The 12976-nt window shown below is 58.2% G+C and carries 12 protein-coding genes; 9 read left to right on the top strand and 3 right to left on the bottom strand.

Features of this window, described 5'->3' with window-relative positions; all coding sequences use genetic code 11:
* The first annotated feature begins 215 nt into the window (after positions 1–215).
* Positions 216–710: a hypothetical protein gene (locus PSH65_RS17440; RefSeq protein WP_305421487.1), complete on the top strand. Its 495-nt coding sequence runs from the start codon at positions 216–218 to the stop codon at positions 708–710.
* A 120-nt stretch (positions 711–830) separates the two neighbouring features.
* Here PSH65_RS17440 and PSH65_RS17435 read toward each other — a convergent pair whose 3' ends face one another.
* Entirely contained in the window at positions 831–1052 is a 222-nt protein-coding gene (locus tag PSH65_RS17435; protein ID WP_305421486.1) for a cbb3-type cytochrome c oxidase subunit 3, read from the bottom strand.
* Between the two features lie 16 nt (positions 1053–1068).
* A complete protein-coding gene (gene ccoN / locus PSH65_RS17430; RefSeq protein WP_305421485.1) occupies positions 1069–2496 on the bottom strand; it encodes a cytochrome-c oxidase, cbb3-type subunit I in 1428 nt (475 codons plus the stop codon).
* 411 nt (positions 2497–2907) lie between these two features.
* On the opposite strand from ccoN, the gene PSH65_RS17425 reads away from it, so the two are divergent.
* The 4 genes from PSH65_RS17425 (at position 2908) to PSH65_RS17410 (ending at position 7057) form a co-directional block, all read left to right on the top strand.
* Positions 2908–4581, top strand: a complete 1674-nt coding sequence (locus PSH65_RS17425; protein WP_305421484.1) for a nitrite/sulfite reductase — start codon at positions 2908–2910, stop codon at positions 4579–4581.
* Positions 4578–5072 carry a DUF934 domain-containing protein gene (locus PSH65_RS17420; RefSeq protein ID WP_305421483.1) on the top strand — a complete coding sequence of 165 codons (495 nt, stop codon included), beginning with the start codon at positions 4578–4580 and terminating at the stop codon, positions 5070–5072. The genes PSH65_RS17425 and PSH65_RS17420 overlap by 4 nt, the downstream gene beginning before the upstream one ends.
* Before the next feature lie 110 nt (positions 5073–5182).
* Complete coding sequence (locus PSH65_RS17415; RefSeq protein WP_305421482.1) at positions 5183–6151, top strand: hypothetical protein; 969 nt, start codon at positions 5183–5185, stop codon at positions 6149–6151.
* Between the two features lie 228 nt (positions 6152–6379).
* The gene (locus tag PSH65_RS17410; protein ID WP_305421481.1) at positions 6380–7057 is read left to right on the top strand and encodes a DUF3313 domain-containing protein; all 678 of its coding nucleotides are present in this window, start codon (positions 6380–6382) and stop codon (positions 7055–7057) included.
* Between the two features lie 134 nt (positions 7058–7191).
* On the opposite strand, the gene PSH65_RS17405 is transcribed toward PSH65_RS17410, so the two are convergent.
* On the bottom strand, positions 7192–7617 hold the full coding sequence (locus tag PSH65_RS17405; RefSeq protein ID WP_305421480.1) for a YciI family protein: 426 nt from the start codon (positions 7615–7617) through the stop codon (positions 7192–7194).
* Between the two features lie 226 nt (positions 7618–7843).
* Between PSH65_RS17405 and PSH65_RS17400 the strand changes: the two genes are divergently transcribed.
* From PSH65_RS17400 to PSH65_RS17385, 4 genes are all read left to right on the top strand, one after another.
* Positions 7844–10423, top strand: a complete 2580-nt coding sequence (locus tag PSH65_RS17400; protein WP_305421479.1) for a hypothetical protein — start codon at positions 7844–7846, stop codon at positions 10421–10423.
* A 2-nt stretch (positions 10424–10425) separates the two neighbouring features.
* The gene (locus PSH65_RS17395; protein ID WP_305421478.1) at positions 10426–10701 is read left to right on the top strand and encodes a bacteriocin immunity protein; all 276 of its coding nucleotides are present in this window, start codon (positions 10426–10428) and stop codon (positions 10699–10701) included.
* A 97-nt stretch (positions 10702–10798) separates the two neighbouring features.
* Positions 10799–12367, top strand: coding sequence for a bacteriocin immunity protein (locus PSH65_RS17390; protein ID WP_305421477.1), 1569 nt, complete (start codon positions 10799–10801; stop codon positions 12365–12367).
* Positions 12368–12431: 64 nt separating this feature from the next.
* Positions 12432–12875 carry a polyketide cyclase gene (locus tag PSH65_RS17385; protein ID WP_305421476.1) on the top strand — a complete coding sequence of 148 codons (444 nt, stop codon included), beginning with the start codon at positions 12432–12434 and terminating at the stop codon, positions 12873–12875.
* Positions 12876–12976 lie beyond the last annotated feature (101 nt).

Raw genomic sequence — 12976 nt, 5'->3', positions numbered from 1 at the left:
GGCCTGTGTCAATGGGCCAGGCCTGAAGGGAGTGTCCATTTGTCCAATGACGGATACCAGCGAAAATCAACTGTACCGCTCATCCTTTGGTGAAGTGTCATGGTGCTGTTCATCTACCGAGCCTCTGCAGCCGTTCGCACCTTTTCCGTACGCGAGTTGTCAGCATCTGCCATGCTCAAAGTCCGCAGCACCGCTTCAACCAAAGGAACACCGCAATGGACGACGTACAGCAATTGGGTGAGATGCTTCGCCACTACGCAGATAGCGAAGCGCACAAGAAGCAACTGTTTGAGTCGCAATCGGCCGTGTGGGCGACGCGCATTGGTGAGTTGTTCGATCAGATCCAGCAGTGGCTGGCGCCGGTCCTGACGCCGAATCTGTTGGAAGTGAGCCGCGAGGCGTATGTCGCGTCCGGGCCGAGCGTGCCCGTCGAGACGTCGACGTTCAAGACCGAGAAGCTGAGTATCGTCATCGCCGGGAAACCGGTGGAGTTTGTGCCGGACGTGATGGGCGCGGGTGGGCAGATTTCCCTGGCCGTGATGGGGTTGACTGCAGCGCGCTATGGCAGCATTTCGCTGGTGTGCCTGCCGCCGTCCAGCGCCTGGCAGTGGCGCAAGACCAATGGCTTGAAAGACCCGGACACCTTTGCTTTCGATGCGAACTTCCTGGCGCAGCAGCTGCAGAGCCTGATTCCCCGCGAGCGCGGCTAATCGACACTCAACCCTGTGGGAGCGGGCTTGCCCGCGATTGCGGAGTGTCAGTCGATACAAATGTTGAAAGTTAAGCCGCCATCGCGGGCAAGCCCGCTCCCACAGTGGATGGGGTGTACCTCAGATTTCGAGGTTGCCCCAACCCGGCTTCGCCTCTTCCGGCGCGACGGCGTTCACTTTCTTGCCTGTGGCCAACTCCACCCGCCGCGCCACCTCGGGGTCATCGGCGAACGGAATCAGGCTGGCATCGTCCAGGCTCTGGGCGGTTTGGTGTTTCAGGCAATATTCGACCGCCAGCCAAAGCCCCAAAACGCCCAATAGATTCAACGCCATCTCAATCATTGTCAGGCTCCTTGCCTCAGGCAATCTGCGCTTCAAGTTCGGCCATCTTCACGTCCGACACCCGCACCGTGCGCCAGGTGTTGTAGGCCATCAGCAACATGCCGCTGAGGAAGAACACCCCGCCGACAAAGCGCACCACGAACCCAGGATGACTGGCCTGCAAGGCTTCGACGAAGGAGTAGGTCAACGTGCCGTCGTCGTTGATCGCGCGCCACATCAAACCCTGGGTGATGCCGTTGACCCACATCGAGGCGATGTACAACACGGTACCGATGGTCGCCAGCCAGAAGTGCGCGTTGATCAGGCCGATGCTGTGCATCTGCGGGCGGCCGAAGACTTTCGGGACCATGTGGTAGATCGCGCCGAAGGTGATCATCGCCACCCAGCCCAAGGCCCCGGCATGAACGTGGCCGATGGTCCAGTCGGTGTAGTGGGAGAGGGCGTTGACCGTCTTGATCGCCATCATCGGCCCTTCGAAGGTCGACATGCCGTAGAAGGCCAGGGACAGCACGAGGAAGCGCAGGATCGGGTCGGTGCGCAACTTATGCCAGGCGCCCGACAACGTCATCATGCCGTTGATCATCCCGCCCCAGCTCGGCGCCAGCAGAATCAGCGACATCGCCATGCCCAGCGACTGTGCCCAGTCCGGCAGTGCGGTGTAGTGCAAGTGATGCGGGCCGGCCCAGATGTACAGGGTGATCAGCGCCCAGAAATGCACGATGGACAAACGATAGGAATACACCGGTCGCCCGACCTGTTTCGGCACGAAGTAATACATCATCCCGAGGAAGCCGGTGGTCAGGAAGAACCCCACCGCGTTGTGCCCGTACCACCACTGCACCATGGCGTCGGTGGCCCCTGAATACACCGGATATGACTTGAACCAGTCCACCGGGATCGACAGGTGATTGACCACGTGCAGCATGGCAATCACCACGATGAATGCGCCGAAAAACCAGTTGCCGACGTAGATGTGGTGGGTCTTGCGTCGCACCACGGTGGTGAAGAACACGATGGCGTAAGCGACCCAGACCACCGTCATCCACACCGCGCCGGAGAATTCGATTTCGGCGTATTCCTTGGTGGTGGTGTAGCCCAGCGGCAGGGTGATCAGCATCACCACGATCACCGATTGCCAGCCCCAAAAGGTGAACGCGGCGAGCTTGTCGGAGTACAGTCGCACCTGGCAGGTGCGCTGTACCGCGTAGTAACTGGCGGCGAATTGCGCGCTGCCGGCAAAGCCGAAAATCACCAGGCTGGTGTGCAGCGGGCGCAAGCGGCCGAAGGTGGTCCACGGCAGGTCGAGGTTCATCTCGGGCCACACCAGTTGCGAGGCGATCCACACCCCCATCGCCATCCCGACGACGCCCCAGACGATGGTTGCCACGACGAATTGGCGAACGACCTTGTAGTTATAGGCCTGTCCGATTGTTGCTGTGCTCATGGTCAGTTCTTCCACGGTTGCAAAGTCTTGCCAGGCCACCCGGTCTGGCATGCCATGAACTGTAGAAACCCTGCCGCAAACAAAACAGACTCAGGAATATTTCATTTGTGCGGATCAGATTGGATGGCTTTCTGCGGCTATCTGCCGCGCTCTGATACGGTTTTTTAGTGTTTAGCTGAATCTGTAACGTGCTGCGCTGCTGTCGCATAGTTGGCCCCCCAGATCGAGCCGCAGCGTTCGACGTACCGCAATTCCTGTGGGGGCTTGTGTGGCGAGGGAGCTTGCTCCCGCTTGAGTGCGCAGCACTCACATCATTGGGGCCGCTGCGCAGCCCAGCGGGAGCAAGTGCCCTCGCCACACAAGCCCGCTCCCACAGGTTCTGTGCAAAATTCCTGATGAGGTGGCAGCCACATGTATCAGTACGACGACTATGACCGGGCCTTGGTGTTCGAGCGTGTTGCGCAGTTTCGCGATCAGGTCGAACGTTTCATGGCCGGGGAGTTGAGTGAAGAAGAGTTCCTGCCCCTGCGTTTGCAGAACGGCCTGTACATGCAAAAGCATGCCTACATGCTGCGCGTGGCGATTCCCTACGGCACGCTGAGCGCGAAGCAAATGCGCATTTTGGCGAGCATCGCCCGGGACTACGATCGTGGCTATGGCCACTTCACCACCCGGCAGAACATGCAGTTCAACTGGATCGAGCTGGCTCGGGTGCCGGACATCCTCGAACGCCTGGCCCAGGTGGAAATGCACGCGATCCAGACCTCCGGCAACTGCGTGCGCAACATCACCACCGAAGCCTTCGCCGGCGTCGCGGCGGACGAGTTGATGGACCCGCGCCCGCTGGCAGAGATCCTGCGGCAATGGTCGACCATCAACCCGGAATTCCTGTTCCTGCCGCGCAAGTTCAAGATCGCCATTTGCTCGGCGAAGCAGGACCGCGCGGCGATCATGATGCATGACATCGGCCTCTATCTTTATCGCGATGACAGCGGGCAAATGCTCTTGCGGGTGATCGTTGGCGGCGGCTTGGGGCGCACGCCGATCCTCGGTTTGCAGATTCGCGAAGGCTTGCCGTGGCAGCACCTGCTGTCCTATGTCGAGGCGGTGTTGCGGGTCTACAACCGCCACGGGCGGCGCGATAACAAGTACAAGGCGCGGATCAAAATTCTGGTCAAGGCACTGGGTATCGAAGCGTTCGCCAAGGAAGTGGAGGAGGAATGGCAGCACCTCAAGGACGGTCCGGCGCAGTTGACCGACGTCGAATATGAGCGTGTCGCCAGTGCCTTCGTGCCCCCCGATTACCGTTCACTGGCCGGCACCGACCTGGACTTCGGCACACGCCTGGCCCAGAACCCGACATTCGCCCGTTGGGTGGCGCGCAACGTTCAGCCGCACAAGGTGACGGGTTATGCCAGCGTGGTGCTGTCGACCAAGCCGGGCATCGCTGCGCCACCGGGGGATGTCACCGCCGAGCAAATGGAAGCGATGGCGCAGTGGTCCGAGCAGTTCGGTTTCGGCGAAATCCGCATCGCCCATGAACAGAACATCGTCCTGCCGGACGTGCCCAAGGCAGACCTTTATGCGCTGTGGTGCCTGGCCTGCGAGCAAGGCCTGGGGAGTGCCAACATCGGCTTGCTGACTGACATCATCGCTTGCCCCGGTGGCGACTTCTGCGCCTTGGCCAACGCCAAGTCGATCCCCATCGCGCAAGCGATTCAGGCGCGATTCGAGGATCTGGATTACCTGCACGACCTGGGCGATATCAGCCTGAACATCTCAGGTTGCATGAACGCCTGCGGCCACCACCACATCGGCAACATCGGCATTCTTGGCGTCGATAAAAATGGCAGCGAGTGGTACCAGATCACCCTCGGCGGCGCCCAGGGCAAGAACAGCGCGTTGGGCAAAGTCATCGGCCCGTCCTTCAGTGCCGCCGAAGTGCCCGATGTCATTGAACGGATCATCGCCACGTTCGTTCGCTATCGGGAGAGCGAGGAATTGTTCGTCGATACTTTTGCACGCATCGGTCTGGAGCCGTTCAAGGAGCGGGTGTACCCGAAAATGCTGGAGGTGTCGGCATGAACAATCTGATTCGTTTGCAAGACGGGGGCGCTGAGTGGGTGCGCGACGATCCGTGGCAGTTGATTCGTGAAGCAACGGAGGAGTTGCCGGCCGGACCGCTGATACTGCCGTTACCCCAGTGGCTGGCCCTGAATGCCGACAGAACATCAGCGCTCGAAGGCGTTTGGCTCGGTCCCAACGACGAAGTGACAAACCTGACGCCGTGGTTTCCCGACTTGCCGCTGATTGCCCTGGACTTCCCGAGTTTTCGTGACGGACGCGCCTACAGCCAGGCCTATCTGTTGCGTACGCGCTTCGGTTGGCAAGGCGAATTGCGCGCGATTGGTGATGTACTGCGCGATCAACTCAGCCACATGCGCCAATGCGGTTTCGACAGCTTCGCCGTGCGCGAAGACAAATCCGCCGAAGATGCGCTGAAGGGATTGGCGGGGATGAGTGTGCTTTATGGGCGTTCGGTGATTGAACCTCGGCCGTTATTTCGGCGGCGCTGAAGCCCTGTGGCGAGGGGGTCTTCCTTGTCTGGGTATTTTTGCTTGGGCCAGTGATGGCATTTTGATAGAGTCCGCGCCTCATAAGGAGTCAGCAAAGAAAGGAGTCTGGTTTGAGCGTGGGCAAGAAGATTTTAGGGCTTTTCGCGTTGCTGCTGATGGCGGCGCTGTGGGGCAGTTATTTTTATGTGTTCAAAGAGAACCGTAACGGCCAGCTTGGGGAGACGTTCAGCAGCTACGCCTGGTGCGGCACGCCGCCGGCCAGCGATGCCAGCGATTCGGGCAAGGACCGACTGTCGCTGCACATCACCAACAACGTTCATGGCGAGTTCATGCTCTCGGGCGCGGTGATCGTCTCCGAGCGAACCTTTGATCGTTATGATCTGGGCCGCAATGAACTGCGGCTGCGCATGGAACCCATGCAGTGGTCCTACGGCATTGCGCCGATTCTCATGGAACAGGTCAAAATCAAGCCCCTGAGCCGCAACCTGTCTTCGACCAACAAAAGTGCCTACGCAGAACTCGAGTCCAGACCCATCGGGGTCCAGGGGCGGTCGACGGACTTTCCGTTCGACACCTATCGCTACGGCTACAAACCGGTGCTGTACATCCTCAAGGGCAATGAGCGCATCGATTTGAAGTTCAGGCACATCACCACTGGCATGGAAATGTCGAACACCTTTACGCCGATCCAGAAGTACAACCGTGTGGAGTACATCAACGAGAAAAATTCGTTGATTCGCGAGGAAGACTACAAGCCCTACAGCGCCTACGAGTGCGCGTTCAGCGTCGAGCGCAAGGGCTCGTTCAAGGTGATTGTGCTGCTGTTGTTGCTGGTGATGTGCCTGCCGCTGCTGCACGTGTTTTATCGCGATGAACCGGGCATCGATTTTCTCGCGACGCTGGTGAGTATTGGTGCGATCCGGGTGTTTCTGGTGGGGCCGTTGAATGACTTCCAGCTGTACACCATCGACTTCCTGTTCGCCGCGGTGATCATCCTGGTGGGCACGGTGTCGTTGATCAAGGCGATGCGGGCCAATAGTCGGCGGGAGCTGGCGGCGAAAAGCGGGTCTTCGTGGTGATTGACCAGGTTTTTCCCGATGAGGTTTGTGTTGTTTGAGCTGATGTCTTCGGGCAACCCGGACCTGCAGGAGCGAGGCTTGCCCGCGAAGGGGCCTTTGAATATTGCCGCGATCACTTCAGCAATGGATGAATATTGTGCCTTTTTGATAACAAAGTGCCGGGCATTGGCTATACCTGTAATTCCCCTATGCAATATTGTTGCCCGGCCTTCTGACAGGAGTTACAGCATGAAGCTTGCGTTACTGATGAGCACACTGTGCATCGCCTCGCTCGGGGTGGTGGGCTGCTCGAGCAAAGTCGTCGAGCCGGACCAGTATTCCGGCTTTCTCAAGGACTACAGTCAGCTTAAGGAAGCCAAGTCGCCATCGGGCGCCGTGGTCATGCGCTGGATGGACCCCAAGCTCGACGTCAACAAGTTCACCAGTGTCTACATCGAGCCGACTCAGCTCTATCCCAAACCGCAACCGACGGTGAAAATCCCTCAGGCCACGCTGAACGGCATCACCAGCTACTACGATCAGGCGCTCAAACGCGAGGTGGGTAAATCCCTGCCATTGGCCAGCGGCCCCGGCCCTGGCGTTATGGTGGTGCGTGCGGCGATCACCTCTGTTACCAGCAAGACCGAAGGCCTCCAGCCTTATGAAGTGATCCCGATTGCCTTGGTGGCGGCGGCAGTCAGTACAGCCAGCGGCATTCGCGACCAGGAAACCAATCTGGCCACCGAAGCGGTGTTTCTCGACGGCGCCAACAACAAAGTCGTGGCCCAAGTGGTGCGCAAGGGCATTGGCAAACCGCTGGAAAGCGCAGATCAGGTGATGAAGGCCAGTGACGTGAAAAACGTGATCGATGGCTGGGCATCGGATATGCATCAGTCGTATCTGAAACTCAAGTCCAAGTCCAAGTAATGCGGCGAGGCTGAGGGCCTCTTCGCGAGCAAGCCCGCTCCCACACTGGATCTGTTTTGGTCACACATTCTGTGTACGCCAGAGATCAAATGTAGGAGCGGGCTTGCTCGCGAAAGCGGTATGTCAGGTGTGCTTCAGTGCTTCTTCGCCTGCGCACGCACTCGTTCTTCCTGCTCGCGCAATTGTGGTGTGAATTCGGCACCGAAGTCTTCGGCCTCGTACACCTGACGAATCTCGATCTCGGCCTCTGTCCCCGGCATCGGGTTAGGGCAGCGCTTGACCCACTCGATCGCTTCATCTTTCGACTTCACCTGCCACAGCCAATAGCCGGCGATCAGCTCTTTGGTCGCGGCGAACGGGCCGTCGATCACTGTGCGCTGGTCACCCGAGAAACGCACGCGGGCGCCTTTGCTGCTGGGCTGCAGGCCATCGCAATCGATAAGGATGCCGGCCTTGGCCAGCTCCTCGTTGAAATTGCCCATCGCGGTCATCAGTTCTTCGCTGGGCATCACACCGGCTTCGGAATCCGGGCTGGCTTTCACAATGATCATGAATCGCATGGTCTTGTCTCCGCTGGATTTGAGAGATTTGCTGTCTAGTCGAATGGCGTTCGCCTGAATCGACACTACCTCTAACGAAAAACCGCAAAAGGAGCGGATTTGTTACCGACGTGGGTGGCTCATCCCCCCCAATAGCACTTCGATTTAAATCCACACCGATAACTATGTACCGCACCCGACTGCGGCTCCATCGACATGCTGTGCCCTACAGACAAGGAGTGACTGTATGGCACAACAAACACATTACGATGGAACGTCAGGCAGTGTTGTCATCAGGTCCGGACCACCCGCTTCCAGTGGTGGCTCTGGCGGCGGTTTTGGTGGCGGCGGAGGGGTTTCAGGCGGGTTCGGTAAAACCAGCAAGAAAAAGCAAAAGGCCCGAAGGCGAGCCATAGAAGCGGATCGTCAGAAAAAGGAAAAAGAGCGCGCGCAAGCCGAGGCCAAAGCGCAGGCCGAGGCGGCTCAAGCACAGGCCGCCGCTGCACAAACGCAGGAACAGGCCCGCGTCCAGGCTCTTCACCAGTTTCTGGCGGGGCTGGCGCAGCGTCACGACGTCATCAGGGCTGAGGTGGACCGTCGTTTTGTCGACAAGGCAGGGCAACTCGCGCCATCCCTTGAACACGAAATATCGGCTACTCGACGGCCGCCCAACAGCGATTCGAGTGAACGCTGGCAGCTTTACCTGATTACCAAAGAAAAAAACGAAATCGACGGGCTCATCGCCCGAAAAACCGCCGAGATCAATGGCAGGAACGCGGTCGCTCGCTCATTCGATGGGCACGATCCACTTATCCGCACTTCGAACGATTACCTGACGCGACTGGGGCAGTTCGGCCAGGCACTCAACGACGGCCACCAGATCTGGGAAAACGCCTACAACGCTGCCCACGAAGCGCGGCTGCTATCCGCACAGATAAGCGCACTCACTGACAAGTCCAACGCGCTGGCCAGGCGTCATGTCGAGCAGACGATTGTCTGGCGCGAAAGGGAAGCGGTCTGGGAGGCCCAGCGCCAGTACGCGGAGCAGCGTGAAGCTCGAGTTCGCTTCAAGCAGCAGACCGATGAAGATGTACGGGTCGAGCGGGTCAGGCAGGCTAACTCGCTTACGATCCCCATGTCTTCGCTGACGGCTGGCGGGATGGCTTTGACGCGCGAGGGTATATTCGTTGCGCAGCAAGGCGCTGCAGTGCTTGAGATGGCTGTCCAGTCTGCCGTCAATGCCTTCATTGATTTCGGGGGGATTGCCGCAAAAACGGGGCCGGTGTTCGTCACTGCGATGGTGTACTCGCCAACCCTTGGCAATGGTGAGTTGAGCGCTGAGCAACGTCAGCGTTTGTTTCAGGCTTTCGGGGTGCCGGCGCAAGCGTTGGGCCTTACTGACCGCCAAGCGATGCAATCGGTCGCCGATGCGGGCGGTTCAGTGGAGGTCGCGTACCGACTAAAACCTGAAACCGTGCCGGAAGGCACCGCGATCATCGCTGTCACTACGGGCGATGATATTGGTGCTGATGTGCCGGTCATCAACGCGGTGCTTGACCCGCTGACCGGCCGCTATAGCGCCGAGATTCCCGGATCGCCAGCCAGGCACCTGCAATTCACCCAGGACACCACTCAGGTTGCCACTGCCAGTCAGCCCGGCCTGAGCATGTTGACACCACAGGTCGAGGCCATTGCGACGGGCGTCGATCTGCGTATCAGCGATTGCATTGTGTGCGTGCCTGATCAGCCGCCGATTTACTTCACCTTCAATCTGCCACCCATAGGCTCGGGCGTCGTCACAGGGGTCGGTAAACCGGCGGCGAATGACTGGTGGAAAACCGCGAGCCAGGCACAAGGTGCCGCCATTCCCGTGCAGATCGGCGACCAGTTCCGTGGCCGTGAATTCAAGTCGCTCGCCACTTTCGATGAAGCGCTGTGGCGAACCCTAGGCGAGCATCCGGCGCTCATCGCCCAATTCGATAAGGTCAACAAAAAACGCATCGAACAAGGCTTCGCGCCCTATGCACCGAAAAGTACCTGGGTCGGTGAGCGACGCGAGTTCGAACTGCGCTACCAGGAGCGGGCGGAGTTCGGCGCCAATCCTTTCAACCTCGACAAAATCAGCATCACCACGCCGCAAAGCAGCCAGGGACAACTGGGGATCACTCCTGCGGTCCTGCCCTGGCCGATTCGTCCGGTCGGCGTCGGAACCTGGACACCCCTGGTTCCGCCAGGTATCGAACAGCTCGGTCCTACAACCTTACCTGTCATACCGCCGATTCCAGCGGTTTATCCCGGCACACCGGCCATCCCGGTCCTACCGCAAAACGAGACGTTTCCGGCTGTTGACGAAGGGCAGATCGGTGCCAGTATTCCGGGGTATCCGGCGGATATGGAGTTGCCTTCGCCGGATGTTCTGTTTCTGGACCGGCGAGATGATCCAGGTGTGGCGATGGGGTTTGGGGAGTCGGTTTCAGGGGTATGGCTCGGCGAAGTCGCACGAACGGACGGTGCGCCGATTCCTTCGCAGATCGCAGACCAGTTAAGAGGGAAGGAGTTTGCTAACTTTCATAGGTTCAGAGAGGCGTTTTGGAGAACTGTTGCGGCTGACATAAGCTTAAACACTCAGTTCAATGCCACAAACTTAAGGTTTATGCGCAAGGGCAGCGCACCTTTCCCAATCACAAATGATCAGTACGGAGGTCGAGTAAAGTTTGAACTCCATCACCGATTAGAAATTGCACAAGGTGGCGGGGTGTATGACATGGAGAATATTGTGGTAATGACGCCGAGACGACATGTTCTTGTACACAAAGGAGGCAATTAATTATGAAACACACCTCGCGCCTCGAAGATTACACAGAGTCTGAATTTCTTGATTTCCTTAGAGAGCTTTTTGATGGAGGAGAGGACTTAACAGCGGACGAGTTTGATAACTATATGATTGAGCGCGTTCAGCATTTTGAAATGATTACCGAACACCCCGACCGCTCTGACGTCATCTTCTATCCCAAGGAAGGCCAAGAGGACAGCCCTGAGGGCATCCTGAAAGAAGTCAAAGAATGGCGCGCACTCAATAACAAACCCGGCTTCAAGCCAGAGTAACTGCACGCCTACAATTCAAAGGCATCTGCTCATCACAGCATGAGCAGATGCTGTTATCTGGCAGCCGTTGTGTGCCAGAAACAAGGAAGCAATAAAGATGGAACTTAAAGCAACACTCAAGGATTACACCGAATCGGAATTTCAGGCCCTGGTGAACAGAATCTGGGCCGTTGATCTGCCGAAACAGGATCACGACCGACTGATCAATCATTTCGACCGCATCGTGGGTCACCCCAAAGGGGGGGACCTGCTGTTTTATCCGCCAGAGGATGACTATAACGCCCACTCCTCCGGCTCGGTCGTGTACTACGTCAAAGACTGGCACCACAAACAGGGCCGTGCTGCGTTCAAGGGGGAGGGCGCTCCTGTTCCGCGTCCGGTTGCTGCAAGACCGGGAGCACCGCTGACCCTGGAGCAGATGACGCAGCAGCGTATTGCGCAAAATCTGGCTGACGTACAAAAAATCGCCGTTGATCTGGCGGCTTCAGAGCGCGCTGCAGAAGTTGCACTCAGTCTTTTCGAGCAACGCATCAAATACTTGCGTCAACGACAGAGCGAACACGTAGACATCCGAGGGCGCGAGGCGGACATCCGTGCTCTGGAGGCTTCTGAATTTGAAGCGCGCCTGGCAACCCGCCAGTACGAATTCTGGAAAATGCGTATCGAGTTCAAAAAGGACAGCGCGCGGCGCGACCTGTCCTACGCCCGGTCCGAACACGCGCAGTGGCAAAACATCGCCCAGCAGGTCAGCGTTATTTACGACCGTTATCTGGCGAAGCTGAACGAGATCAATCAACGCCTCCATCGCTTTCAAGCGGACGCTGAAGCACTGCTGGTGGTCGCGCAAACACAGCTCGTTGATCAGCGTTACCAGCAGGGAGCAGGGCCGACTCAAGCGTCCGGGCTGCTGTTTGCACCGCTTGCCTTTGCCAATGCGCGACCGGGTATTTTCCTCGATGGTGGTCTTTCGCAACCCTTGGAGACCCATCGGGTTGCACTGCAAAAAGCCATACGCTCGGCAGTGGCGGAGTTTACCTGGCAGATAACCTCGGGAGCGCAAGACCATCAAGGTCGATACGCAGCGGTGCTGCAATTCGATTTTTCCAGTCGGGCCGAAGTGGGGAGGTATGGGCTCAGCGTTCCTCTGCTCGAGTTGCTGCCGATCGAGGGCCAGGATTGGCAAGGCCTGGCCGCGACGGGGGCCGAAGTCGATCTTCCGTTCAGGATGAGCAGCGGCACGTACGCCGTTCCACCAGGGACGATGTCCCGAGGCCTGAGAGAAATAAAGACGTTGTTACAGGTGGCCATTACGCCGACTAATGGCAATGCATTGTCGTCCAGAGTGAGGGTGCGAGCCGCCGTCTGGAATGAGCAGCTGAAGACCTATTGTTTTACCGCTGACGGGCCGGTCCCGGCAATTGTGAGCTGGAGCGCGCCAGCTAACCTTGAAACCATCTCGACCCTGACGCCATCCCCCGAGTATCGGCTGGGATTCCTTCGCTCTTCGCCTGTGCCTGTGTTGGAGTCCTTCAGCGACATGGCTGCGATTCGTTGCGATGACTATGTTGTCGTCTTCCCGCCAGCGTCTGGCCTGGACCCGCTTTACATCATGTTCCGAGATCGGCGCGAATATCCCGAAATGACCGTTGCTGAAGCGAAGTCCTAGTACCACTTTGCTCCAACGCAGCTACTCATCAACCATCCCGCCAAACAAAGGAATGTTACCGTCTATGCCTGTACTGGAACTCACTACCCTGATCCCCAACCGCACACCTGAGCTAGTCCTCGACTTCTGCCTGGAAGGCGTCAACTTCCCGAAGATCTTTCCAGAGCGCGTCACACTGTTGAGCGATATCGATTTAAGTAACCTGCGTATCGAAGCCGGTCGCCAGTTCCGCTTTTGCCATTGGATGTTCAATATCATTCCTGTGAGCTGGACGGTGGTGATCCGCGAGGTGGGCGAGCACCATTTCATCGATGAAATGCTCAAGGGGCCAATGGCTGCCTTTCGTCATGAACATCGGGTTGCAGCGGGTGAGGGCGGTACGCTGTACACCGACCGTGTGACCTATGCGGCCATGGGGGGCGCGCCGTTGGAGTGGCTGGTGGTCAATGCCTACATGCGGCGGGTTTTCGAAGCGCGGCACCGCAATATGCTTCGATTGCTGGGCTGACACCGATCTGTCTGTAGGAGTGAGGCTTATGTGGCGAGGGAGCTTGCTCCCGCTGGGTCGCGAAGCGGCCCCAAAAGCTTTGCGGCGGCTACGCAGTCGAA

The organism is Pseudomonas sp. FP603 (assembly GCF_030687415.1).
GTDB classification, from domain to species: Bacteria; Pseudomonadota; Gammaproteobacteria; order Pseudomonadales; family Pseudomonadaceae; genus Aquipseudomonas; species Aquipseudomonas wuhanensis.
This window is presented reverse-complemented; position numbering and strand designations above follow the sequence as displayed.